Below are 22,428 nucleotides of genomic sequence, written 5' to 3' on the forward strand. Positions count from 1 at the left end.
CGGCCGCGTACGGCTACCAGCCGGCGCAGGGGTACGCCGGCGGCGACGCGAACGCGGGCAACCTGTGGCAGCAGCAGGCCGAGCAGCCGAAGCGCAAGCGCCGCTGGCTGCTCCCCGTTGCCGCCGTCGCCGCNGTGGCAGTCATCGGCGGCGCGATCTGGGGCGGCATCGCGCTGTTTTCGGGCGGGGGCCGCGGTGCGGCCTCGGCCGAAGAGGCCGTCGACACGCTCATCTCCGAGGGCGGCGAGCTCGACTACCTCGGCGCCATGGCGATGGTGGCCCCGAGCGAGGCCGACGTGTTCGGCACCGCCGCGCAGCGCCTCCTCGAGAGCGACTTCGGCGACACGGGCGACGGCGTCAGCCTCAGCGACGCGCTCGACGACCTTGGCAACGCGACGACGACCACGACCGAGGGCCTCGAGTACGAGACGGAGGAGCTCACTGAGGGCGTCGAGCGCGTCACCATCACTTCGGGTACGGTCACGATCGACGGCGACACCGAAGCCATCGCGGCAGCGATGGAGAGCGTGATCCGCTCGCTCGCCTACGAGGGTGGGCTGCTCCAGGGCATGAGCGAGGGCGACGCGATCGACTACGCCGAAGAAGCGGTGAACGAGGCCACCGCCGACTTCAACTTCGACGAGGAGTACCCGCAGACGGTCGACTTCGCCGAGCAGGACACCAACTCGCTGATCTCGACCTACGAGGACGGCAAGTGGTACGTGAGCATGGCGCTCACCACGGTCGACTACGCCCTCGCGGGCACGAGCGGCGAGCAGGTCTCGAGCATCGACGAGGTCGCTGGCAACGGCGCGGACTCGCCGGAGGAGGCCGGGCTCCAGGCACTCGACGCGGTGTTCTCGCTGACATCGGGCGGCGACGCTCAGCCCGCCATCGAGCTGCTGAGCCGCCCCGAGCGCCTCGTCATGTCGATGCTCTACCAGGGCTTCGGCTCGGGTGGCTCCGGCTACGCGAGCCCGTCGGAGTTCTCGGTCTCGGGTGGCTTCGAGTCGTTCGAGGTGAACGGTGTGACGATGATCCGCCCCGACGGCCTCGTCGTCGAGGACTCCTACTCGTCGGTGACGTTCAACGGCCTCTGCGTCGAGCAGCAGAACTCGTACGGCACCGGTGGGGGAGAACAGTGCCTCTCCGACTACGCACCGGCGGAGGCGCTCGGCCTCACCGACCTCGGCATCGCCGTGGTGGAGGAGGACAGCGGCTGGGTCGTGAGCCTCTACAAGACCGCCGAGGTCTGGCTCGACACCGCGGTGGAGCACTACCTCGAGCTCCGCGACGAGGGCCGACTCGACGAACTCCAGATCTAGTCAGCCACGCACGGAACGCGCCGCCTCGCACCCGCGAGGCGGCGCGTCGTCGTTGCCGTGATCCCTGCAGAATCAATGCACCCGCCACATTGATCGTCGTCCAATCTACATATTTCGTCATCGGGATTTGTGTGAGAGTGCACAAGATCGGCAAATTGTAGTTTTCCGTTGCGACTCAGTGATCTCACACCTTAAGCNGGGCCCAACTTCTGGCCGATGCGGAATCGTTCGCGAGTCGTAACGAGTTCGTGATGGCAGCCCGAGCAGGGAAAGCGACACCGTAAGTCGCGTTCTTTCTATGGAGGAGAGCCGGGTATGTCCGTATCGTTTCGCCGGTGGTTGAGGCCCCTCATGGCCTCGACGGCCGTGGTGCTCGCCTCGGCCCTGGTTGTTCCGTCGAGTGCGTTCGCCGCCACGGAAGGCGCGACCCCCACGCCGACACCGACCGCGAGCGAGCCGGCGGAGACGCAGGACTCCGTCGACTCGACCACCGAGCCGAACACGACTCCCGACTCCACGACGGCGCCGGAAACCACGGCTCCCACCGAGTCCGAGTCGACCTCCCCGGAGCCGCAGAACAAGACCAACGTCGTGGCAGTGGGCCCGGATGGCGGAACGGCGCCCTACGTGTATTGGGACGTGCGAGACACGGACGGGAACCTCGTCCCCGGCGCGACATTCCGATTCCAGTATCGAACCGGTGGCAGCTGGACGACAGGCACGAGCGCTGACCCGATCGCGGATTGTGCCGCTTCCTCCTGCGCCGCCACCTCCCTCGACCGCGACACCGACGGTGGCGAGTGGCTGCTCACGCACCGCGGTTACGCTGCGGAAACAAACAACACCAACCGTTTGTCCGACGGAAGCAACTACCGGGTGCAGCAGGTGAGCCCCCCNGGTGGTATCCGGTGACAATACTCAGACCATTGGTGCGGCCAATTGGAATTACGGAACCTGGAACGACCAAAACGGCAACCTCACGCACAACTTCGGAACGTTCACCGTCCGAAAGATTGTGACCACAGCAGTGTGCGAGCCGGGCTATGTCTACGGCGTCAGCGCTGCCGGTCAGCTGCAGCAGGTCGCGCCTAACGGCACCGTTACCAATGTCGGTACCTCCGCGGGCACCACAAACTTCAACGGTCTCGGCATGAGCCTGGGCGGAGAACGGATCTACGGGCTGCAGCGGGATGGCTCGGGCACTGCTCAGAACGGCACCGTTTGGGTCTACGACACCGCATCGGGCGTCTGGACGAGCACTGGCAGCAGCACCTCGTCACTCGGCAATAACTACAACACCAGTACGAACCTTGTCGGTGGTGCAGTGAACCTCCTCAACGGTCTCTACTATTTCGGCGGCTTCATGAGTAACGGCAATTTCAGGATTTTCGAGTACGACCCGTCGAAGCCTGCGAACAGTCGCATCTCCCTCAAGGGCACCGTGGTAACCGCGGCGACTACCAACGCGAATGGTGACTTCGCCTTCGACGCCGCTGGCAACCTCTTCGTCGTCCACGGCTCCGGCACCACCAGCACGGTGTATAGCGTGACCAGCGCCACCTTCTTGGCGGCCACCGGCGGCAACATGCAGAGCTCCTCGAGCAATGGCTTTACGACCATGCGCAACGTCAACGGCATCGCGTTCGACTCGGCCGGCAAGGGCTACCTCGCGTCCGACACGGAAATTCGCTCGTACAACATGCCTGACTGGACCGGCGGCTCGACCGTCACCAGCAGCAACTACAGCGGAACCGACCTTGCGTCCTGCTCGTCACCGCCGACGATCACGATCGAGAAGGTCGTCGAAGGCGGGCGTGTGAATGCGACTGACCAGTTCACGCTCACGCTGAACCAGGGGTCGACCCAGATCGCGAACGCGACAACCACGGGCAACGCGAGCGGCGTCCAGGCGCAGCGCATTGGGCCGCTGCCGACGGTGCGCAACATCCCGTTGACCTTCGCGGAGACCGCGGCGGGTGGCGCCAATCTCGCCAACTACGCGACTTCGTACCGATGCCTGCTGGATGGTGTGCAGTTCGCCGAGGGCAATGCGACCTCGGGATCGGTGACGATCCCAAGTGGTGGCCAGGAGGTCATTTGTCAGATCTTCAACTCGCCGCTGATCGCGAACGTGACGATCCACAAGGACGTCGTGGACGCCAACGGTGAGAACTCCGTGGCGAAGTCGGGTTGGACCGTCGGCGCAACTGCCGCGGCAACGACCGGCTCGGTCACCGCGCAGCCGACGGCGACGACTCAGCAGACCAATGATTCCGGTAACGCCTCCTGGAGCTACCGCTTCGGGGGCAAGAACCACGTGGCGACGGTCTCGGTGAGCGAGCAGATGCAAAGCAACTACGCGTTCGTCTCGGGCGTCTGCCTGGTGACCCACCTGGATGGCACCACGCGCGAAGTCGCACTCGCCAGCGCGAGCAGCCAGGGGCTGACCGGCATTGTGCCCGGCGACAAGGTCGAGTGCACCTACGTGAACCAGCTGCTCGTCACCAACCTGACGCTGACCAAGGACTTCGACATCAACTACGGCGCTCCCGCCAACGCTGGTGACTGGACCCTGACCGCCGCACCCGCGACGGGCTCGACCCTCCAGTTCGAGAGCGGGCAGACGCAGACAGTCACGGCCGGCAACTACACCCTCGGCGAGTTCTTGAAGGGCTCAGCCGCGGGCACCGAGACTGGCTACGACTGGACGTCGACGACCTGCAAGGTCACCGACCGTCACGGTGCGACGTCGAATCTTGCGATTAGCAGCAGCAACGGCATCACGATCGCTGCTGGTGACCGGGTCGAGTGCACGCTCACGAACGCGGACAAGCCGGGCTCGGTGACGTGGCAGAAGAGCGATGGTCAGGGCCTTGCGCTGGATGGCTCCGAGTGGAGCATCACCGGGCCGAACGGCGCCATCGCGGTGATCGACTGCACCACCGGTGACTGCGCCGCCGCGGCGGACAAGAACCCGACTGCCGGACAGTTCCTCGTGCAGGAGCTCGCGTGGGGCGACTACACCCTCGTTGAAACGAAGGCGCCTCCCGGGTTCCAGCTTGACGAGACCGTCCACGAGTTCACCATCTCGGGCAGCGCGCTGAACGCGTCGTTCGACGAGAACATGGTCAACGAACAGGTGCCCATGGGCGAGCTGCCGCTGACCGGTGTGTTCTCGGGCGCCGGGCCCTGGCTCTTCGGCGGCGCGGGCGNTGCTCGCACTGCTCGGCACCGCGTGGCTCCTCATGCGTCGTCGCGACGACTCGAGCGACACGCTCCTCGAAACCTAAAAACTTCCTTCTACCCCCGCTCCACCACGATTTACACCTCGTAATACCGGCGCTTCGTGCCGAACTCACACACTGAAAGGGACCCAAAATGGGTGTTAAGACACAAGCGCTAGGCAAGCGAATCCTCGCTGGCCTCGGCATGCTTGCCCTCGCGACCGCCGGCATCATCGGTGGCGCGGGCGCAGCGAACGCCNGCCGAGGGCAACATTGACTTCGGCGCCGAAGGCTCGATTACCGTCCACAAGTACTCGCAGCCGACGACCCCGAGCACCGAACCGGCGACGGGCCTCGAGCAGGACGTGCCCGCGGGCGCTCAGCTCATCAACGGCGTCGCGTTCCAGGTCTACAACTCGGGCATCGACCTCGAAAACTACACGCAGGCACAGTGGGACGCGATCGACACGCTGACGGCGCCGGCGACCCCGACCGGCACCCTGGCCGGCACCGGTGTGACCGACAACGGCGAGTACACCTTCGGTGAGCTGCCGGTCGGCGTCTACTACGTCTACGAGACCGACGTCACGAACGCGACCTTCGCCGACGGCACCCCCGCGAACATCGCGACCACGGCCGCCCCGTGGGTCGTCGTGGTCCCGACCGCGATCACCGACAACGACGTGACCAACTGGGTCTACGACATCCACGTCTACCCGAAGAACACGACCACGACCGCTCCGGTCAAGGCCGTGGACGACTCGGCCGCCGTCGCCCTCGGCGACACCGTGACCTGGCCGGTCACCGTCAACGTGCCGCAGATCAACACTGCCCAGGGCGACGCCTTCACCTCGATCGTCCTCACGGATGACCTCGACTCGCGTCTCGACTTCGTGTCGATCAGCAACGTGCAGTACAAGGGTGCCGCGTTCGACGCGAGCTACTACACCGTCGCCCCGGCAGCGGCCACCGCGAACGGCCCCGTCGTTACCCTGACCATCACCCCGGCTGGTCTCACCTACCTCACGGGCAACTCGAACGGTCAGCTGACCTTCGACATCGTGACCACGGTCAACAGCATCGACGGCATCGGCGACGAGGAAGCCGGCTTTATCACGAACATCATCAACCAGAACATCAACGGCACTGACGTTGACAGCAACGAGGTTGAGACCCTGTGGGGCGCCGTGCGCATCGTGAAGCAGGACGCCACCAACGACGACCTCCTCGACGGCGCCGTGTTCTCGGTGTACGCGACCGAGGCTGACGCCGCTGCGCGCACCAACCCGATCCAGGTTGGCGCCACCGACCAGACGACCTTTGAGACGGTGGACGGCGTTGTGACCATCCCCGGCCTCAAGGCCACCGCCGAGGGTACCTCGTACTGGATCGTTGAGATCGAAGCCCCCGCCGGTTACGTCCTCGACCAGACCCCCCGCGAGGTGACCGTGACGCCGGGCTCGACCACGGACGCGTTCGAGATCGCCGTCGACAACACCAAGCAGGACTTCCCTGGGCTGCCGATCACCGGTGCGAACGGCGCCCTGCTGTTCGGCCTCGGCGGCGCCGCGGTCCTCGCGATTGGCCTCGGCCTCGCGCTCCGCGCACGCCGCAACCACACCTCGGCGTAGGTGACGTTGGGCCCCGCCGAGACATGTCTCNTGACCCCCAAACACACCGCGAGGCGGAACGCATCCACGATGCGCTCCGCCTCGCGTACTTTTGAACGACGCAGATTGCCCGACAAGCAGGACGGTGCCATGGCCCAGCGTGACCGAACGCGGAACTCTCGAACCCGAGCGGCGAGCGCACCGCGCATCCGTTCGTTCGGGCGGATGCTCGGGGCGGGCACCGCCGCGCTCCTCGCGGGCATCGCGTGGCTCGCGTTCTCGGCGACCCAGGCGGCGAGCGCCGAGACCGAGGTGCCGCTCGAGCCGATCAGCGGCTCGCCGGGCATCCCGGCCATGGTGTTCTACGGGCTCGGCGCGCTGCTCGTCGTCGGTGCGATCATCCTCTACCTCCTGCGGCGGCGTCGATGAGCACGACCACGGAACAGCCCACCCAGCCCGCGTCCGACGGCGACGCCGTCGAGCTGCAGCAGCTGCGCACCTACCACTCGAAGCGCATCACGAGCACCTGGCGCTCGCGGCTCGTGCTCGCGATCGTGATGCTGCTCGGTGTCGGGCTCATCACGTATCCGTTCATGGCCGGCTGGTTCTCGCAGGCGAACCAGAGCCTCCTCGGCGACTCGTACCAGTCAGAGGTGCACGACTTCACGGCCGCGGACCGCGCCGCGGCGCTGCAGGCCGCCCGCGAGTACAACGCCACCCTGAACTCGGGTGCCGCGTTCGACCCGTTTACGATGCGCATCGGCGATGAACAGTCGGAGCAGTACAAGGAGTACCTCCGCCAGCTCGAGGGCATCCCGACCGGCGTCATGGCGCGCATCCGCATCCCCTCGATCGGCGTGAACCTGCCCATCTACCACGGCACGAGCGAAGCGACCCTGCTGCAGGGCGTCGGCCACCTCTTTGGCACCTCGCTGCCGGTCGGTGGCGAAGGCACGCACTCGGTGCTCACGGGCCACTCGGGCCTCGCCGACGCGGTGCTCTTCACGAACCTCTCGCGCATGGAGCCGGGCGACCGCATCTACATCGACGTCTACGGCGAAACGCTCGCGTACGAGATGTACGACAGCGACACCGTGATCCCGACCGATACCGAGTCGCTGCGGATGCAGCCGGGGGAGGACCTCCTCACGCTCGTGACCTGCACGCCGATCGGCATCAACAGCCATCGCCTGCTCATCCATGCGGCGCGCGTGCCGCTCGACACCACGCCCGAGCTCGCCGAGGAGTCGGTCGACTCGCCCGAGGTGCCGGGATTCCCGTGGTGGATCGTCTGGTCGGCCGCGTCGGTGCTGCTCGCGGGCGCGTACGTCGCGTTCGGCGGCTCTTCGCAGGGGCGGCACGCCGCGCAGCCCGCGCCGCGGGAGGGGAAGGAAACCGACGACGCCTAGTTGAGCGCGGGGGTGTCCTCTGGGATCACGCCGCCGGCGTAGAGGTCGGATGCGAGGTCGCGGTACGCGCGTAGGGCCACCCGCTGCGTGGTCGGGCCGTAGGAGATGCGCGCGACGCCGAGCGCCTCGTACTCCGCGGCCGGCAGCGCGCCGGGCAGGCCGATCACGCTGAGCTTGCCGCGGCCGAGCCCGTCGACGAGTGTCTCGGTGGACGCGCGGTCGAGCACGCCGGGCACGAAGACGAGGGAGGCACCCGCGTCGAGGAACGCGCGGCCGCGAGCAATCGCATCCTGCAGGCTCTCTTCGAGCGGGCGCTCGCCACCCCGCACGAGAGCGTCGGTGCGGGCGTTGAGCTGGAACGCGACGCCCTCCGCCTCGGCGGCCGCGACGATGGCCTCGACGTTCGCGACGGCCTCGTCGAACGGCACGAGGCGATCCTCGACGTTCGCACCGACGGCGCCGACGCCGATCGCCCGGCGGACGGTCTCGCCGGGGTCGCCGAAGCCGGCATCGAGGTCGGCGGTGACGGGGAGGTCGGTCGCGGTCACGATGCGCTCGATCGCGGCGAGCGCGAGGTCGAGGGGGAGCTCACCGTCGGCGAAGCCGTGGGCCGCGGCGATGGAGTGGCCGGCGGTCGCGATCGCCTTGGTCTCGGGAAGGTCGGCCACGACCTTGGTCGTGATCGCGTCCCACACGTTGACGACGCGGAGGATGGTGTCGGCTTCGTGGAGCTGCTTGAGGGTGAGGGCCTTGTCTTGGATGCTCATGGCGCCGACCGTACGCGCGGCGCATGCGCGTTCGCTCCGAAGTACTCCCTTCATATGGGGGGCTAGCTCTTGTGGCTGGGGAGGAGCCAGCCAGCGGTGCGTGAAGCCACCAGAGCGCGATCGCGATGAGGAACGGGAGCGCGACCGCGAAGAAGGAGAGCAGGCCGAGGACGATTGCTGCCACGGAGCTCAGCGCGATGAGCCCGACGCCGATGATGGCGACCCAGCTCGTGAGCGACTTGCGCGCGAACGTCCACAGCGCGTGGCGGGTGTGCGGCTCCCGCGCCTGCCGAAGGAAAGGTAGACGGCGAGGGCGACGCCGACGAGGCCGAGCAGGCCCGCGACGCGAATCGTGACGTGCAGGACCGGCGGCGTTTCCGTGTCCACGAAGTCGCCGCGTCGGGGCTGCCGAGCACCGTGGTCGGCAGCACGAACGCGACCATCGGCACGAGAAACGTGACGAGCAGCAGCAGGGTGATAGCGCGATAGACGAGCAGGTAGAGCGCGATGCTCGCGAACACCCTCGGGTAGCGGTCGGTGGGGGATGCGCGGAGCACCGACAGCGCGGTCGCGAGCCCCTGCGCGTGCCGGCCCGCGATCGACTGCACCCGCAGGTAGCGCTGCTGGAGCTGCACATCGGTCGGGTCGACGGCGAGCGCCGTGGCCGCGGTCTCGAGCGCCAATTCCTTCTGGACGTTCGCGGCCTGGTGGTAGGCGAGGGGCATGGTCGCCTCCGCCCACGCCGCCGGGTCGCCGCCCGTGAGCTGCACCGCGATCTGCCCCTCGCCGAGGGCCTCCTGCTGGCGCCCGACGTCGGTGAGTGTCGCGGCGAGGCTCGCGTGGTAGCCCCAGTGCTCGGGGTCGAGGCGGACGGCGTTCGCGGCAGCGGCCAGCGCATCCTGCCGCCGCCCCGGCAGGTGGCGCACGGCGTTGCTGACGATCTGCCACGCGGGCGCGGCCACCGCGGGGTCGTGCGTCGCGATGCCCGCGTGCCGCTCGGCTGCCTCGTAGTGCTCGAGGCCGAGCTCGGCGCGGGCCATGACGGCGTGGAGCCGGGCCGAGGTCGGGTCCTGCGCGAGCTCCGCGCTCGCGAGTTCGCGCGCTCGGTCGTACCGCCCGGCGTCGAGGTACCCGATAATGTGGGCGAACCCCTGCTGCACGGCCGTATCGACGACGTAGCTCAGGTCGGCGCCCGAGAACTCGCGGGTACGCCGCACGATCTCGCCGATGTCGACCTGCGCGGCCGGCTTGTTGCGGAGGCTGCCCGCGACGATGGCGCCGCGGGCGACGTCGTCGGGCGGCAGCACGAGCACGGTGCGGTCGAAGCGGCCGGAGCGGCGCAGCGCGGGGTCGATGTCCCACGGCCGGTTTGTCGCCGCGAGCACGTAGATGCCGTCACTCGACGCGGCCACGCCGTCGAGCTCGACGAGCAGCTGGCTCGCCATCATGCGCAGCGACTTCGAGCTCGCGTTGCCCGATGTGCGCCGCCCGCCGATCGCGTCGAACTCGTCGAAGAAGATGACGCAGGGACGCGCGGCGCGGGCCTGCTCGAACACCGCGTGGATCGCCTTCTCGGTCTCGCCCCAGTGCGCGCCCATGATGTCGGCAAGGGTGACGTGCACGAAGTTGGCCTGCAGCTCGCCGGCGATTGCCCGGGCGATGAACGTCTTGCCGCATCCGGGCGGGCCATACGTGAACAGGCTGCCGCGCGCGACCTGGCCGTACATCTGCGCGAGCTCGGGGTTGCGCATCGGCCCGAGGAACGTCGACTCGAGGTGGGCCTTCACCTCGTGCATGCCCGCGACGTCGTCGAGGCGCACCCGCGGGCGCTCGACCTCGAACATCGGCTTCGCCTCGCCCTGCGGCTCGACCGGCGCAAGGATGGGGTCGGGATGCCGCTGCTGCGGCGGTTCGTTCGGTGGCAAAAACTGGGGCGGGGTGCAAGCGCTGCTCGGCTGCGCGTCGACGCCCTGCTGCCATGCGCTCGCGCCGGTCTGCCCGGTCTTCTCGGCGCGCAGCTTCGCGGCCGNGCGCGGGCCCGGAGCACCGCGATCGTCTGCGGGTTCGCGCCGTGCTGGGCCAGCGCATCCAGTTCGGGGCTGACCGCCTGCGGGTCGTGCTCGAGGAGGAGCTCGACGAGGTCGGCGCGCAGGCCGACATTGGTCGGATCGGCGCTCACCGCATCCCGTATTATTTGGACGAACTCGTTCCCCGTCGAATCGCTCACACTAGGGGAGTGTGGGCGGCGGAACTCCGCGGTAATGGTGCCGCGCATGGGGTTCACAAAAATCCGACACGCCCGGGTTGCATGAACACAAAACTGCGGGCTAAACTGATGCAGTTCAACATTCCCGTTGTGCCGTGGCATCTTTGTGCCCGGCCTGCAGCAGGATCACTGCCGAACACGTGACTCGCCGCCCGACTCTTTCGGAGGCAGGCAAGTCCGGCGGCAGGAGAGCACGGCCCGGGCGCATATCCGCGTGCCGTACATCAGCCTGAGCGAAGCGCTCCGGGCAGGTGAACTTGACAGATAAACAGTGGTGCACTTTTCAGCTGGTCACAGCCGAGATTGCATGTGAGGCCAAACCGGCCCGAACGAATTAGGAGTAGGACATGGCGGGACAGAAGATCCGCATCCGACTGAAGTCGTATGACCACGAGGTCATCGACAGCTCCGCGCGCAAGATCGTCGACACGGTTACTCGCGCTGGTGCCTCCGTCATTGGGCCCGTCCCGCTTCCGACGGAAAAGAGCGTGGTGACGGTTATCCGTTCGCCCCACAAGTACAAGGACAGCCGCGAGCAGTTCGAGAAGCGCACCCACAAGCGCCTGATCGACATTGTCGACCCCACCCCGAAGGCTGTCGACTCGCTCATGCGCCTCGACCTTCCGGCCGATGTCAACATCGAGATCAAGCTCTAGAGGGATTCATGTCTATCGCTACTAAGACCTACAAGGGGCTGCTCGGCACCAAGCTGGGCATGACCCAGCAGTGGGACGCAGAGAACCGTCTCGTCCCCCTCACCGTGATTCAGGTGAGCCCCAACGTCGTGACCCAGATCATGACGCAGGAGAAGAACGGCTACGACGCCATTCAGATCGCCGCGGGCGCTATCGAACTCCGCAAAGTTTCGCAGCCCCTCGCTGGCCACTTCAAGGCCGCCGGCGTGACCCCGCGTCGCCACGTAACTGAAATCCGCACCGCTGACGCCGCAGACTACGCGCTCGGCCAGGAACTGAACGTCGAGCTTTTCGAAGCCGGCCAGCTCGTCGACGTCGTTGGTACGTCGAAGGGTAAGGGTTTCGCCGGTGTTATGAAGCGCCACAACTTCAAGGGCGTTAGCGCATCGCACGGTGCGCACAAGAACCACCGCAAGCCCGGCTCGATCGGTGCTTCGGCCACCCCGAGCCGTGTCTTCAAGGGCACGCGCATGGCTGGCCGCATGGGTCACGACCGCGTGACCGTCCAGAACCTCACCCTCCACGGCATCGACGTGGAACGGGGTCTGCTGCTGGTCAAGGGTGCCGTTCCCGGCGCCAAGGGCCGCCTTGTTTTCGTCCGCAACGCAGTGAAGGGGGCCTAGCCAAATGGCTGCCAACACCATTGATGTCCTCGACGCAACCGGCAAGAAGTCGGGCACCGTTGAGCTCCCCGCTGAGCTCTTCGACGTCGAGCTGAACGTCCCCCTCGTGCACCAGGTGGTCGTGGCCCAGCAGGCCGCCGCCCGCCAGGGTACGCACAAGACCAAGAACCGCGGCGAGCGCTCGGGCGCCGGCCGTAAGCCGTTCAAGCAGAAGGGCACGGGTAACGCCCGTCAGGGTTCGATCCGCATGCCGCAGCACCGCGGCGGTGGCATCGTCCACGGCCCGACCCCGCGTGACTACTCGCAGCGCACCCCCAAGAAGATGGTTGCCGCAGCCCTGCTGCAGTCGCTGTCGGACCGCGCTCGTGGTGGCCGCGTGCACGTGTTCACCGAACTCGTGACCGGCGAGGCACCCTCGACCAAGGCCGCGATCTCGGCATTCCGTACCGCTGCCGAAGGCCGCAACGTGCTCGTCATCGTTGAGCACGACGACCTCGTCACCCGCCGTTCGGTGCGCAACATCGAGCACGCCCACGTGCTCTCGGCGGACCAGCTGAACGCATACGACGTGCTCGTTGCCGATGACGTGGTCTTCCTCAAGAGCGCGTTCGACGGCTTCGTCGCCGCGAAGACCAACAAGGAGCTGCAGGCATGAGCGACATCTACAAGGACCCGCGCGATGTCATCATCCGCCCGGTGATCTCGGAGAAGAGCTACGGCCTCATCGACCAGGGCAAGTACACCTTCGAGGTGGCACCCGACGCGAACAAGACCGAGATCAAGATCGCGATCGAGCGCATCTTCGACGTGCAGGTTGACCGCATCAACACCCTTAACCGTCAGGGCAAGACTCGCCGGACTCGTTTCGGCATGGGCAAGCGCAAGGACACCAAGCGCGCCATCGTGACCCTGAAGTCCGGCACTATCGACATCTTCTCGAACGTCGGCTAACCGGAGGACTGAGTAAAAATGGCGATTCGTAAATTCAAGCCCACGACTCCCGGTCGTCGTGCTGGTTCGGTCTCGGAGTTCACCGAGATCACCCGCTCGACCCCCGAGAAGTCGCTGCTGCGCCCGCTGCCCAAGACTGGTGGTCGTAACAACCAGGGTCGCATCACGACCCGTCACATCGGTGGTGGCCACAAGCGCCAGTACCGCGTGATCGACTTCCGTCGTAACGACAAGGACGGCGTGAACGCCAAGGTCGCTCACATTGAGTACGACCCGAACCGTACCGCTCGCATCGCGCTCCTGCACTACTTCGACGGCACCAAGCGATACATCATCGCGCCGAACAAGCTCAAGCAGGGCGACATCATCGAGTCGGGCGCCAGCGCCGACATCAAGCCCGGCAACAACTTGCCGCTGCGCAACATCCCGACCGGTACCGTCGTGCACGCCGTTGAGCTGCGCCCCGGTGGCGGCGCGAAGCTCGGCCGTTCGGCCGGCGCCTCGGTCCGCCTCGTCGCAAAGGACGGCCCTTACGCCCAGCTGCGCCTGCCCTCGGGTGAGGTTCGCAACGTGGATGCACGCTGCCGCGCGACCGTCGGCGAGGTTGGTAACGCTGAGCAGTCGAACATCGACCTCGGTAAGGCCGGCCGTAAGCGCTGGAAGGGCGTTCGCCCGACCGTGCGTGGTGTCGTCATGAACCCGATCGACCACCCGCACGGTGGTGGCGAGGGTCGTACCTCGGGTGGTCGTCACCCGGTGAGCCCGTGGGGTAAGCCTGAGGGCCGCACCCGCAAGCCCAACAAGGACTCGGACAAGCTCATTGTCCGCCGTCGCCCGACTGGCAAGAAGCGCAAGTAGTAGGAGTTCAAGAAGATGCCTCGCAGTCTGAAGAAGGGCCCCTTCGTTGACGAGCACCTGCTGCAGAAGGTGCTGAAGCAGAACGAAGCCGGTTCGAAGAATGTCATCAAGACCTGGTCGCGCCGATCGATGATTGTGCCCGACATGCTCGGCCACACGATCGCCGTGCACGACGGTCGCAAGCACATCCCGGTATTCGTTACCGAGACGATGGTTGGCCACAAGCTCGGTGAGTTCGCACCGACCCGCACCTTCCGCGGTCACGTGAAGGACGACAAGAAGGGTCGCCGCCGCTAAGCGGGGGCGTGAAGGAGGAAATTATGGTGGAGTCGATCGCCCGCGCGCGTCACATCCGCGTTACCCCTCAGAAGGCTCGCCGCGTCGTCAACCTGATCCGCGGCAAGCAGGCGCTCGAAGCGCTTGCCATTCTGAAGTTTGCACCGCAGGGTGCTTCGGAGCCGGTGTACAAGGTCGTGGCCTCGGCCATCGCAAACGCCCGCGTCAAGGCTGACAACTCGAACGAGTTCCTTGACGAGCGTGACCTGTACGTCAGCACCGCATTCGTCGATGAGGGTGTCACCCTCAAGCGCTTCCGTCCGCGCGCCCAGGGGCGTGCCGGTCGCATCAACAAGCGCACCAGCCACATCACGGTCATTGTCTCGACCCCCGAGACCGAAGAGCAGAAGGCGGCGAACTAATGGGCCAGAAGATCAATCCGTACGGCTTCCGCCTCGGTGTCACAACTGACCACCGTTCGCGCTGGTACGCCGACTCGACCAAGCCCGGTCAGCGCTACTCGGACTACGTGAACGAGGACATCCGCATCCGGACGCACCTCACCAACTCGCTTGACCGCGCCGGTATCGCGTACATCGCCATCGAGCGCACCCGCGATCGCGTTCGCGTCGACATTCACACCGCCCGTCCGGGCATCGTGATCGGTCGCCGCGGTGCCGAGGCCGAGCGCATCCGTGGCGAGCTCGAGAAGCTCACCGGCAAGCAGATCCAGCTGAACATCCTCGAGGTCAAGAACCCCGACCAGGAAGCTCAGCTCGTCGCACAGGGCATCGCCGAGCAGCTTGTGGGTCGTGTGGCATTCCGCCGTGCGATGCGCAAGGGCCTGCAGAGCGCCCAGCGCGCCGGCGCCAAGGGTATTCGTATCCAGGTGTCGGGCCGTCTGGGTGGCGCTGAAATGAGCCGCTCGGAGTTCTACCGCGAGGGCCGCGTGCCCCTGCACACCCTCCGCGCCAACATCGACTACGGCTTCTACGAGGCCAAGACCACCTACGGTCGCATCGGTGTCAAGGTGTGGATCTACAAGGGTGACCTCACCAACAAGGAGCTTGCTCGCGAGCAGGCCAACCAGAAGTCGTCGCGCGACAACCGTGGCGACCGTCCGCGTCGCAACCGTCGCAACAACGAGCAGGTTGCCGCAGGAGCGGAGGCGTAAGACATGCTGATTCCACGACGAGTTAAGTACCGCAAGCAGCACCACCCCGGCCGTAGCGGCCAGGCAACTGGTGGCACCAAGGTCTCCTTCGGTGAGTACGGCATCCAGGCCTTGAGCCCGGCATACGTCACGAACCGCCAGATCGAGGCCGCACGTATCGCCATGACCCGCCACATCAAGCGTGGCGGCAAGGTGTGGATCAACATCTACCCGGACCGTCCGCTCACCAAGAAGCCTGCGGAAGTCCGCATGGGTTCCGGTAAGGGTTCGCCTGAGTGGTGGGTCGCCAACGTCAAGCCCGGTCGCGTCCTCTTCGAGGTCGGCGGCGTTGACGAGGAACTGGCCCGCGAAGCACTCATGCGCGCAATCCACAAGCTGCCGCTCAAGGCACGCATCATTACCCGTGAGGAAGGCGAGTAGACATGGCGATTGGATCGAAGGAGCTCGCCATTACCGAGCTCGACACCTTTGAGAACGGCCGTCTTACCGACGAGCTGAAGAAGGCCAAGGAAGAGCTGTTCAACCTGCGCTTCCAGGCCGCCACCGGTCAGGGCGAAGAGCGCGGCCGCATCCGCGCCGTGAAGCGCGACATCGCTCGCATCTACACGGTCATCCGTGAGCGCGAGCTCGGCATCCGTGCGACTCCGGCCGCTGCTGAGAAGCCGGCCAAGAAGACTCGCGCGAAGAAGGCTGAGAAGGCCGAGAACGAGGAGACCAACTAATGGCTGAGACCACGAACGCGTCGGCTGCCGAGGTCAACGAGGCTGCCGCGCAGCACCGCAACTACCGCAAGACCCGCCGCGGCTACGTCACCAGCGACAAGATGGAAAAGACCATCACTGTGCTGGTCGAGGACCGCGTGAAGCACCCCCTTTATGGCAAGGTGCTCCGCCGCTCCACCAAGATCAAGGCGCACGACGAGCAGAACACCGCCGGCATCGGCGACCTCGTGCTCATCGCCGAGACCCGTCCCCTCAGCGCTTCCAAGCGCTGGCGGCTGGTCGAGATCCTCGAGAAGGCGAAGTAGGCCTTCGCCTACGAAGCCTGGACACAGCCAAGGAGACTGACACATGATTCAGCAGGAATCCCGCCTCCGCGTCGCCGATAACACCGGCGCCAAGGAGATCCTCACCATCCGCGTTCTGGGTGGCTCGGGTCGCCGCTACGCCGGCCTCGGTGACGTCATCGTCGCGACCGTCAAGGACGCGATCCCCGGCGGCAACGTGAAGAAGGGCGACGTCGTCAAGGCGGTCGTCGTTCGCACGAAGAAGGCCACCCGTCGCGTCGACGGTTCGTACATCAAGTTCGACGAGAACGCTGCCGTGATTCTCAAGAACGACGGTGAACCGCGCGGTACGCGCATCTTCGGCCCGATCGGCCGTGAGCTGCGCGACAAGCGGTTCATGAAGATTATTTCGCTCGCTCCGGAGGTGCTCTAACTCATGGCGAAGATTCGCAAGGGCGACCTCGTCGAGGTCATCAGCGGCAGCGACAAGGGCAAGCAGGGCAAGGTCCTCGAGGTCCTCGTCGCGCAGAGCCGCGTCATCGTTGAAGGCGTCAACTACGCCACGAAGCACACTCGCGTCGGCCAGACGCAGCGTGGTTCGAAGACCGGTGGCATCGAGACCGTCGAGGCCCCCATCCACGTTTCGAACGTTGCACTCGTGAACCCCGAGACCGGGAAGCCCGCCCGCGTGGGCGTCAAGGTCGAAGAGGTCACCGAGGGTGGCGTTACCAAGACGGTTCGTACTCGTGAGTTCAAGGCGTCGCGTCGCGACAGCGCAGCTGCCGCGCCGGCGAAGAAGACCACGAAGAAGACCGCAGCAAAGAAGGACAGCGAGTAGCAGATGACTGACACTGCCACGGTGGCTGGCAAAATCCAGCCCCGACTCAAGGTCAAGTACCGCAACGAACTCAAGGCCAAGCTCCAGGAGGAGCTCGGTGTTGCCAACGTTCACCAGATTCCGGGTCTCGAGAAGATCGTCGTGAACATGGGTGTTGGCGAGGCAGCTCGTGACGGCAAGGTGATCGAGGGCGCGATCAGCGACCTTACCCAGATCACCGGCCAGAAGCCGAAGGTGACCCGCGCGCGCAAGTCGATCGCGCAGTTCAAGCTTCGCGAAGGCCAGCCCATCGGTACCCACGTCACCCTCCGCGGTGACCGCATGTGGGAGTTCCTCGACCGCCTCCTGGCGCTCGCACTGCCCCGTATCCGCGACTTCCGCGGTCTCTCGGACAAGCAGTTTGACGGCAACGGCAACTACACCTTTGGTCTCACGGAGCAGGTTATGTTCCACGAGATCGACCCGGACCGGATCGACCGCACCCGCGGTATGGACATCACCGTGGTCACCACCGCGAAGGACGACGAGAGCGGCCGCGCACTGCTTCGCGCTCTCGGCTTCCCCTTCACCGCGGGCCTGAAGTAGACTCTACGTTTGGCCCATTGCCCGCCGGGAACCCCCGGCGGGCAACACCACAGGTCGGCGTGCCGTGTACGGCGCGTCGAAACCAGGCGAAAGGAAATATCGAGTCATGACTATGACCGACCCCGTCGCAGACATGCTTACCCGTCTGCGCAACGCGAGCAACGCCCACCACGACGCAGTGTCGATGCCGGGTTCGAAGCTCAAGAAGAACATCGCAGAGATCCTCAAGCGCGAGGGTTACATCACCGACTGGAGCGTCGAGGACGCTCGCGTTGGTGAGACCCTCAGCGTCTCGCTCAAGTTCGGCCAGGACCGCCGCCCCGCTCTGTCGGGCATCAAGCGCGTCTCGAAGCCGGGTCTGCGCGTCTACGCGAAGTCGACCGAGCTGCCCACCGTTCTTGGTGGCCTCGGCATCGCGATCCTGTCCACTTCCTCCGGCATGCTGACTGACCGCGAGGCCGAGCAGAAGGGCGTGGGTGGGGAAGTCCTCGCCTACGTATGGTGATCCAGAATGTCGCGTATTGGACGTCTCCCCATCGAAATTCCCGCCGGCGTTGAGGTCAAGCTTGACGGCGCACTCGTCTCGGTTAAGGGCCCCAAGGGTGAGCTCAAACTCACCGTCGCCCAGCCCATCGAGGTGAAGGTCGAAGAAGGCCAGGTGCTCGTCACCCGCCCCGACGACGAGCGTGAGTCGCGTGCCCTGCACGGTCTGACCCGCACCCTCATCTTCAACAACATCATCGGCGTGACCGCTGGTTACACCAAGGACCTCGAGGTCGTTGGAACCGGTTACCGCGTGATGGCCAAGGGCTCGGACCTCGAGTTCGCGCTTGGCTTCTCGCACCCGGTCAACGTGCCCGCCCCCGAAGGCATCACCTTCAAGGTCGAGGGTCAGAACAAGATCTCGATCTCGGGCATCGACAAGCAGCTGGTCGGCGAGACCGCTGCGAACATCCGCAAGATTCGTCCGCCGGAGCCCTACAAGGGCAAGGGCATCCGCTACGCGGGCGAGCAGGTACGCCGCAAGGCCGGAAAGGCTGGTAAGTAAGCATGGCTCAGCAGAGCAAGCAGGCCGCCCGTGGCCGTCGCCATAACCGGCTGCGCAAGAAGATCGAGGGCACCGCAGCGCGCCCCCGTCTGTCCGTTACCCGTTCCGCTCGCCACGTGTTCGTCCAGGTCATCGACGACGCCCAGGGTCACACCCTCGCGTCGGCCTCGACCATGGAAGCCGAGCTTCGCAGCTTCGACGGTGACAAGACCGCCAAGGCTCGTCGCGTCGGCGAACTGGTTGCCGAGCGCGCCAAGGAAGCCGGAGTCGAGACCGTCGTGTTCGACCGTGGTGGAAACAAGTACGCCGGCCGTGTCGCCGCGATTGCCGATGGAGCACGAGAGGCAGGGCTGAACCTGTGACCGAGAACAACACGAACAACGTCCCCGACAACATGACCGACACCCCGGTTGAGACCGCCGCTTCGAGCGAGACCAACCTGCGTGAAGACGGACGCGAGCGCCGCAGCGGCAACCGCGACCGCCAGCAGCGCGACGGCGGCCGTGGCGGCCGTGGTGGCCGTGGCCGCGAGGACGACAAGGCAAACGAGTTCCTCGAGCGCGTTGTCACCATCAACCGCGTCTCCAAGGTCGTCAAGGGTGGTCGTCGCTTCAGCTTCACCGCGCTCGTCGTCGTTGGCGATGGCAACGGTCTCGTGGGCGTCGGCTACGGCAAGGCACGCGAAGTGCCCCTGGCAATCGCGAAGGGCGTCGAGGAAGCGAAGAAAAACTTCTTCCGCGTTCCCCGCGTGCTCAAGACCATCCCGCACCCCGTGCAGGGTGAGGCCGGCGCTGGCGTCGTCCTCCTCCGCCCGGCCGCGCAGGGTACCGGTGTTATCGCAGGTGGTCCCGTCCGCGCCGTGCTCGAGTGCGCTGGTATCCACGACATCCTGAGCAAGTCGCTCGGCTCGTCGAACACCATCAACATCGTCCACGCGACGGTTGAGGCGCTCAAGCTGCTCGAAGAGCCGCGTGCCGTCGCCGCCCGTCGTGGCCTCGACGTCGAGCACGTCGTGCCGGAGCGCATCCTGCGCGACCAGGCACGCGCCGCCGACGAGGCCGCCAAGTCTGCAAAGGTTGGTGCCTAATGGCTACGACTCTCAAGGTGACCCAGATCAAGTCGGTCATTAGCGAAAAGCAGAACCAGCGCGAAACCCTGCGCTCGCTCGGCCTGAAGCGCATCGGCGACTCGGTTGTCCGTGAGGACAGCCAGCAGCTGCGTGGCTATGTGCGTGCGGTCGCTCACCTGGTCAAGGTTGAGGAGATCAACGAATAATGACGAACAACGAGAACACGACCGGACCCGAGGAAGGCAAGCTCAAGCTGCACGACCTCCGTCCGGCTCCGGGAGCCAAGAAGTCGCGCATCCGTAAGGGTCGCGGTGAGGGCTCGAAGGGCAAGACCGCTGGTCGCGGTACCAAGGGTTCGAAGGCTCGTACGACCGTGCGCCTCGGATTCGAGGGTGGCCAGATGCCACAGCACATGCGTACCCCGAAGCTGCGCGGGTTCAAGAACCCGTTCCGCAAGGAGTACCAGGTGGTGAACCTGTTCCAGCTGGAGCAGGCCTACCCGCAGGGTGGCGACGTCACCATCGAGGACCTCGTGAAGAAGGGCCTCGTTCGCAAGAACGAGCTCGTCAAGGTTCTCGGTACTGGCGAAGTAACCGTTAAGCTGAATGTTGCCGTCGACAAGGTCTCGAGCTCAGCAGAGCAGAAGATCGTCGACGCTGGCGGCTCCATCAAGTAATTTCCCGAGAACGGGGCCGGCTTTCACCGGCCCCGTTCTCGTTTGTCCACATTAGGAAAGCAGGCTTCCCGCGTGTTCAGTGCTATCTCACGGGTGTTTCGAACGCCGGATCTTCGACGCAAGATCCTGTTCACACTCGGCATGATCGCCCTTTACCGGTTGGGTACCACCATCCCGGCGCCGCACGTGAACTTCGCGAACGTGCAGACCTGTGTGGACGGCATGAACACCGACGGACAGACGAACCTGTTCTCGATGCTCAACCTCTTCTCGGGCGGCGCGCTCATGCAGCTGTCGATCTTCGCACTCGGCATCATGCCGTACATCACCGCGTCGATCATCATCCAGCTGCTCCGAGTCGTCGTGCCGCACTTTGAGGCGCTCCACAAGGAGGGCCAGTCGGGCCAGACGAAGCTGACGCAGTACACGCGTTACCTCACCATCGCCCTCGCGGTGCTGCAGGCGACTACGCTGCTCACCGTCGCCCGCACGGGTGGCCTCTTCGGCGCCAACACCGACGCGGCCTGTTCGAACGTCCTCGACCTCGTTGCCGAGACGACTGGCTTCGACGTGACGACCAACATCATCCGCATGATCATCATGGTCACCGCCATGACCGCGGGAACCGCCGCCATCATGTGGTTCGGCGAGCTCATCACCGAACGCGGCGTCGGCAACGGCATGTCCCTACTCATCTTCACTTCGATCTGTGCCTCATTCCCGCAGGCCATGTGGTCGCTGATGAGTGGCACCGGCGGCGGCATCACCTTTGCGGTCGTGATCGTGCTCGCGTTCCTCGTGCTTGTGGCCGTCATCTACGTCGAGCAGTCGCAGCGACGCATCCCGGTGCAGTACGCGCGCCGCATGGTCGGTCGCCGCACCTATGGCGGCCAGTCGACCTACATCCCGATCAAGGTAAACCAGGCCGGCGTGATCCCGGTCATCTTCGCATCGTCGCTGCTGATGCTGCCGTCGCTCGTCGCGCAATTTAACACGCCGACCGATGGCACGACCGCGCCCGAGTGGGTCATCTGGATTCAGAACAACTTCGTTTCGGGCGACACCTGGCCGTACATGCTGACGTACTTCCTGCTCATCATTGGGTTCGCCTACTTCTACGTCTACATCGCGTTCAACCCCGATGAGGTCGCCGAGAACATGCGCCGTCAGGGCGGCTTTGTGCCCGGTATCCGAGCCGGCCAGCCGACCGCCGACTACCTCGCGCACGTGCTCAACCGCATCACCTTCCCAGGGTCGATCTACCTCGGCATTATTGCGCTGCTGCCGCTCATCGCGCTCGCCACGGTTTCGGCGAACCAGAACTTCCCCCTCGGCGGTGCGTCTATCCTGATCCTCGTCGGTGTCGGTCTTGAAACCGTGAAACAGATCGACGCCCAGCTCCAGCAACGCAACTACGAAGGACTTCTGCGATGACGCAAACTGCACCCGCTCGACTGCTGATTGTTGGCCCTCCCGGCGCAGGCAAGGGCACCCAGGCAACCGGCCTCGCCGATGCCTACGGCATTCCCGCCATCTCGACTGGAGACATCTTCCGCGAGAACATCAAGAACGGCACCGAGCTCGGCAAGAAGGTGCAGGAGATCACTGCCGCTGGTGAGCTCGTGCCCGACTCGCTGACGAACGAGCTCGTGCAGGACCGCATCGGCCAGGACGACGCCAAGGGCGGCTTCCTGCTCGACGGCTATCCGCGCACGCTCGGCCAGGTCGAATTCCTCACGGGGCTGCTCGAGGCCGAGGGCCAGGCGATCGACGCGGTCGTGCAGCTCGAGGTCGACACGGATGCCGTGGTCGCCCGCCTGCTCAAGCGCGCGCAGGAGCTCGGTCGCGTCGACGACACCGAAGAGGTCATCCGCCACCGCCAGGAGGTCTACGCGAACGAAACGGCGCCGATCCTCGGCGTGTACGAACAGCGCGGCTCCCTCGTCAAGGTTGACGGCATGGGCACGGTTGAGGAAGTCGCGCAGCGCATCCTCGACGCGCTCGAGGCACGAGTGCCGCGCGCCTAAC

The 22,428-nt window shown here is 65.7% G+C and carries 28 protein-coding genes and 1 pseudogene; 27 read left to right on the forward strand and 2 right to left on the reverse strand.

The annotated features are described in order from the left end of the window. Window positions 1–3,024: 3,024 nt before the first annotated feature. The 4 genes from ID132_RS14740 (at window position 3,025) to ID132_RS05750 (ending at window position 7,568) form a co-directional block, all read left to right on the forward strand. Window positions 3,025–4,659 (forward strand): SpaA isopeptide-forming pilin-related protein, encoded by a 1,635-nt coding sequence (locus tag ID132_RS14740; RefSeq protein WP_459562449.1) that lies wholly within the window; start codon window positions 3,025–3,027, stop codon window positions 4,657–4,659. Window positions 4,660–4,758: 99 nt separating this feature from the next. Further along, window positions 4,759–6,180 (forward strand): SpaH/EbpB family LPXTG-anchored major pilin, encoded by a 1,422-nt coding sequence (locus ID132_RS05740; protein WP_235988343.1) that lies wholly within the window; start codon window positions 4,759–4,761, stop codon window positions 6,178–6,180. A gap of 129 nt (window positions 6,181–6,309) precedes the next feature. Beyond that, a complete protein-coding gene (locus ID132_RS05745) occupies window positions 6,310–6,588 on the forward strand; it encodes a hypothetical protein (protein WP_125106966.1) in 279 nt (92 codons plus the stop codon). Continuing rightward, a complete protein-coding gene (locus ID132_RS05750; RefSeq protein WP_193128104.1) occupies window positions 6,585–7,568 on the forward strand; it encodes a class C sortase in 984 nt (327 codons plus the stop codon). Before ID132_RS05745 ends, ID132_RS05750 begins: the two co-directional genes overlap by 4 nt. Here ID132_RS05750 and ID132_RS05755 read toward each other — a convergent pair. Both ID132_RS05755 and ID132_RS05760 read right to left on the reverse strand, forming a co-directional pair. Then, window positions 7,565–8,335, reverse strand: a complete 771-nt coding sequence (locus ID132_RS05755; RefSeq protein WP_125106968.1) for an isocitrate lyase/PEP mutase family protein — start codon at window positions 8,333–8,335, stop codon at window positions 7,565–7,567. The genes ID132_RS05750 and ID132_RS05755 overlap by 4 nt on opposite strands. A gap of 62 nt (window positions 8,336–8,397) precedes the next feature. Further along, entirely contained in the window at window positions 8,398–10,260 is a 1,863-nt protein-coding gene (locus ID132_RS05760; protein ID WP_211198291.1) for an ATP-binding protein, read from the reverse strand. A 146-nt stretch (window positions 10,261–10,406) separates the two neighbouring features. Here ID132_RS05760 and ID132_RS05765 point away from each other — a divergent pair, with 146 nt between their 5' ends. The 23 genes and pseudogenes from ID132_RS05765 (at window position 10,407) to ID132_RS05875 (ending at window position 22,427) form a co-directional block, all read left to right on the forward strand. After that, a complete protein-coding gene (locus ID132_RS05765) occupies window positions 10,407–10,745 on the forward strand; it encodes a hypothetical protein (RefSeq protein WP_193128105.1) in 339 nt (112 codons plus the stop codon). Between the two features lie 203 nt (window positions 10,746–10,948). Then, window positions 10,949–11,257 carry a 30S ribosomal protein S10 gene (rpsJ, locus tag ID132_RS05770; protein ID WP_019619551.1) on the forward strand — a complete coding sequence of 103 codons (309 nt, stop codon included), beginning with the start codon at window positions 10,949–10,951 and terminating at the stop codon, window positions 11,255–11,257. Window positions 11,258–11,265: 8 nt separating this feature from the next. Further along, window positions 11,266–11,919, forward strand: a complete 654-nt coding sequence (gene rplC / locus ID132_RS05775) for a 50S ribosomal protein L3 (protein WP_125106970.1) — start codon at window positions 11,266–11,268, stop codon at window positions 11,917–11,919. Between the two features lie 4 nt (window positions 11,920–11,923). Beyond that, the gene (rplD, locus tag ID132_RS05780) at window positions 11,924–12,574 is read left to right on the forward strand and encodes a 50S ribosomal protein L4 (protein WP_125106971.1); all 651 of its coding nucleotides are present in this window, start codon (window positions 11,924–11,926) and stop codon (window positions 12,572–12,574) included. Beyond that, entirely contained in the window at window positions 12,571–12,870 is a 300-nt protein-coding gene (gene rplW / locus ID132_RS05785; protein ID WP_125106972.1) for a 50S ribosomal protein L23, read from the forward strand. The genes rplD and rplW overlap by 4 nt, the downstream gene beginning before the upstream one ends. 18 nt (window positions 12,871–12,888) lie before the next feature. Further along, on the forward strand, window positions 12,889–13,728 hold the full coding sequence (gene rplB, locus ID132_RS05790; RefSeq protein WP_125106973.1) for a 50S ribosomal protein L2: 840 nt from the start codon (window positions 12,889–12,891) through the stop codon (window positions 13,726–13,728). A 15-nt stretch (window positions 13,729–13,743) separates the two neighbouring features. Continuing rightward, on the forward strand, window positions 13,744–14,025 hold the full coding sequence (gene rpsS, locus ID132_RS05795; RefSeq protein ID WP_019619546.1) for a 30S ribosomal protein S19: 282 nt from the start codon (window positions 13,744–13,746) through the stop codon (window positions 14,023–14,025). A 23-nt stretch (window positions 14,026–14,048) separates the two neighbouring features. Further along, window positions 14,049–14,426: a 50S ribosomal protein L22 gene (gene rplV, locus ID132_RS05800; protein ID WP_125106974.1), complete on the forward strand. Its 378-nt coding sequence runs from the start codon at window positions 14,049–14,051 to the stop codon at window positions 14,424–14,426. Continuing rightward, on the forward strand, window positions 14,426–15,178 hold the full coding sequence (rpsC, locus tag ID132_RS05805; RefSeq protein WP_125106975.1) for a 30S ribosomal protein S3: 753 nt from the start codon (window positions 14,426–14,428) through the stop codon (window positions 15,176–15,178). The genes rplV and rpsC overlap by 1 nt, the downstream gene beginning before the upstream one ends. A gap of 3 nt (window positions 15,179–15,181) precedes the next feature. Continuing rightward, window positions 15,182–15,598 (forward strand): 50S ribosomal protein L16, encoded by a 417-nt coding sequence (rplP, locus tag ID132_RS05810; protein WP_125106976.1) that lies wholly within the window; start codon window positions 15,182–15,184, stop codon window positions 15,596–15,598. A 2-nt stretch (window positions 15,599–15,600) separates the two neighbouring features. Beyond that, window positions 15,601–15,900: a 50S ribosomal protein L29 gene (gene rpmC / locus ID132_RS05815; protein WP_125106977.1), complete on the forward strand. Its 300-nt coding sequence runs from the start codon at window positions 15,601–15,603 to the stop codon at window positions 15,898–15,900. Then, window positions 15,900–16,205, forward strand: coding sequence for a 30S ribosomal protein S17 (rpsQ, locus tag ID132_RS05820; protein ID WP_125106978.1), 306 nt, complete (start codon window positions 15,900–15,902; stop codon window positions 16,203–16,205). The genes rpmC and rpsQ overlap by 1 nt, the downstream gene beginning before the upstream one ends. A gap of 43 nt (window positions 16,206–16,248) precedes the next feature. Further along, entirely contained in the window at window positions 16,249–16,617 is a 369-nt protein-coding gene (rplN, locus tag ID132_RS05825; protein ID WP_125106979.1) for a 50S ribosomal protein L14, read from the forward strand. Between the two features lie 3 nt (window positions 16,618–16,620). Further along, window positions 16,621–16,959, forward strand: a pseudogene (gene rplX / locus ID132_RS05830) (50S ribosomal protein L24); the annotation flags it as partial. A gap of 66 nt (window positions 16,960–17,025) precedes the next feature. Then, complete coding sequence (rplE, locus tag ID132_RS05835) at window positions 17,026–17,607, forward strand: 50S ribosomal protein L5 (RefSeq protein WP_125106981.1); 582 nt, start codon at window positions 17,026–17,028, stop codon at window positions 17,605–17,607. A 106-nt stretch (window positions 17,608–17,713) separates the two neighbouring features. Beyond that, complete coding sequence (gene rpsH / locus ID132_RS05840; protein WP_125106982.1) at window positions 17,714–18,112, forward strand: 30S ribosomal protein S8; 399 nt, start codon at window positions 17,714–17,716, stop codon at window positions 18,110–18,112. A 6-nt stretch (window positions 18,113–18,118) separates the two neighbouring features. Next, window positions 18,119–18,655 (forward strand): 50S ribosomal protein L6, encoded by a 537-nt coding sequence (gene rplF, locus ID132_RS05845; protein ID WP_125106983.1) that lies wholly within the window; start codon window positions 18,119–18,121, stop codon window positions 18,653–18,655. 2 nt (window positions 18,656–18,657) lie between these two features. Then, window positions 18,658–19,017 (forward strand): 50S ribosomal protein L18, encoded by a 360-nt coding sequence (gene rplR, locus ID132_RS05850; RefSeq protein ID WP_125106984.1) that lies wholly within the window; start codon window positions 18,658–18,660, stop codon window positions 19,015–19,017. A gap of 32 nt (window positions 19,018–19,049) precedes the next feature. Beyond that, window positions 19,050–19,742 (forward strand): 30S ribosomal protein S5, encoded by a 693-nt coding sequence (rpsE, locus tag ID132_RS05855; protein WP_125107446.1) that lies wholly within the window; start codon window positions 19,050–19,052, stop codon window positions 19,740–19,742. Beyond that, window positions 19,742–19,930 carry a 50S ribosomal protein L30 gene (rpmD, locus tag ID132_RS05860; protein WP_125106985.1) on the forward strand — a complete coding sequence of 63 codons (189 nt, stop codon included), beginning with the start codon at window positions 19,742–19,744 and terminating at the stop codon, window positions 19,928–19,930. The genes rpsE and rpmD overlap by 1 nt, the downstream gene beginning before the upstream one ends. After that, a complete protein-coding gene (rplO, locus tag ID132_RS05865) occupies window positions 19,930–20,400 on the forward strand; it encodes a 50S ribosomal protein L15 (RefSeq protein WP_125106986.1) in 471 nt (156 codons plus the stop codon). The genes rpmD and rplO overlap by 1 nt, the downstream gene beginning before the upstream one ends. A gap of 72 nt (window positions 20,401–20,472) precedes the next feature. After that, complete coding sequence (gene secY, locus ID132_RS05870) at window positions 20,473–21,834, forward strand: preprotein translocase subunit SecY (protein WP_125106987.1); 1,362 nt, start codon at window positions 20,473–20,475, stop codon at window positions 21,832–21,834. Next, entirely contained in the window at window positions 21,831–22,427 is a 597-nt protein-coding gene (locus ID132_RS05875) for an adenylate kinase (RefSeq protein ID WP_125106988.1), read from the forward strand. Before secY ends, ID132_RS05875 begins: the two co-directional genes overlap by 4 nt. Window position 22,428 lies beyond the last annotated feature (1 nt).

Source organism: Gulosibacter sediminis, assembly GCF_014904065.1.
GTDB lineage: Bacteria > Actinomycetota > Actinomycetes > Actinomycetales > Microbacteriaceae > Gulosibacter > Gulosibacter sediminis.

Bases quoted from the DNA above. Each gene is read 5' to 3' on its own strand.
- ID132_RS05745 (WP_125106966.1), top strand. From the start codon at position 6,310: ATGGCCCAGCGTGACCGAACGCGGAACTCTCGAACCCGAGCGGCGAGC.
- ID132_RS05750 (WP_193128104.1), top strand. From the start codon at position 6,585: ATGAGCACGACCACGGAACAGCCCACCCAGCCCGCGTCCGACGGCGAC.
- ID132_RS05755 (WP_125106968.1), bottom strand. From the start codon at position 8,335: ATGAGCATCCAAGACAAGGCCCTCACCCTCAAGCAGCTCCACGAAGCC.
- rpsJ (WP_019619551.1), top strand. From the start codon at position 10,949: ATGGCGGGACAGAAGATCCGCATCCGACTGAAGTCGTATGACCACGAG.
- rplC (WP_125106970.1), top strand. From the start codon at position 11,266: ATGTCTATCGCTACTAAGACCTACAAGGGGCTGCTCGGCACCAAGCTG.
- rplD (WP_125106971.1), top strand. From the start codon at position 11,924: ATGGCTGCCAACACCATTGATGTCCTCGACGCAACCGGCAAGAAGTCG.
- rplW (WP_125106972.1), top strand. From the start codon at position 12,571: ATGAGCGACATCTACAAGGACCCGCGCGATGTCATCATCCGCCCGGTG.
- rplB (WP_125106973.1), top strand. From the start codon at position 12,889: ATGGCGATTCGTAAATTCAAGCCCACGACTCCCGGTCGTCGTGCTGGT.
- rpsS (WP_019619546.1), top strand. From the start codon at position 13,744: ATGCCTCGCAGTCTGAAGAAGGGCCCCTTCGTTGACGAGCACCTGCTG.
- rplV (WP_125106974.1), top strand. From the start codon at position 14,049: ATGGTGGAGTCGATCGCCCGCGCGCGTCACATCCGCGTTACCCCTCAG.
- rpsC (WP_125106975.1), top strand. From the start codon at position 14,426: ATGGGCCAGAAGATCAATCCGTACGGCTTCCGCCTCGGTGTCACAACT.
- rplP (WP_125106976.1), top strand. From the start codon at position 15,182: ATGCTGATTCCACGACGAGTTAAGTACCGCAAGCAGCACCACCCCGGC.
- rpmC (WP_125106977.1), top strand. From the start codon at position 15,601: ATGGCGATTGGATCGAAGGAGCTCGCCATTACCGAGCTCGACACCTTT.
- rpsQ (WP_125106978.1), top strand. From the start codon at position 15,900: ATGGCTGAGACCACGAACGCGTCGGCTGCCGAGGTCAACGAGGCTGCC.
- rplN (WP_125106979.1), top strand. From the start codon at position 16,249: ATGATTCAGCAGGAATCCCGCCTCCGCGTCGCCGATAACACCGGCGCC.
- rplE (WP_125106981.1), top strand. From the start codon at position 17,026: ATGACTGACACTGCCACGGTGGCTGGCAAAATCCAGCCCCGACTCAAG.
- rpsH (WP_125106982.1), top strand. From the start codon at position 17,714: ATGACTATGACCGACCCCGTCGCAGACATGCTTACCCGTCTGCGCAAC.
- rplF (WP_125106983.1), top strand. From the start codon at position 18,119: ATGTCGCGTATTGGACGTCTCCCCATCGAAATTCCCGCCGGCGTTGAG.
- rplR (WP_125106984.1), top strand. From the start codon at position 18,658: ATGGCTCAGCAGAGCAAGCAGGCCGCCCGTGGCCGTCGCCATAACCGG.
- rpsE (WP_125107446.1), top strand. From the start codon at position 19,050: ATGACCGACACCCCGGTTGAGACCGCCGCTTCGAGCGAGACCAACCTG.
- rpmD (WP_125106985.1), top strand. From the start codon at position 19,742: ATGGCTACGACTCTCAAGGTGACCCAGATCAAGTCGGTCATTAGCGAA.
- rplO (WP_125106986.1), top strand. From the start codon at position 19,930: ATGACGAACAACGAGAACACGACCGGACCCGAGGAAGGCAAGCTCAAG.
- ID132_RS05875 (WP_125106988.1), top strand. From the start codon at position 21,831: ATGACGCAAACTGCACCCGCTCGACTGCTGATTGTTGGCCCTCCCGGC.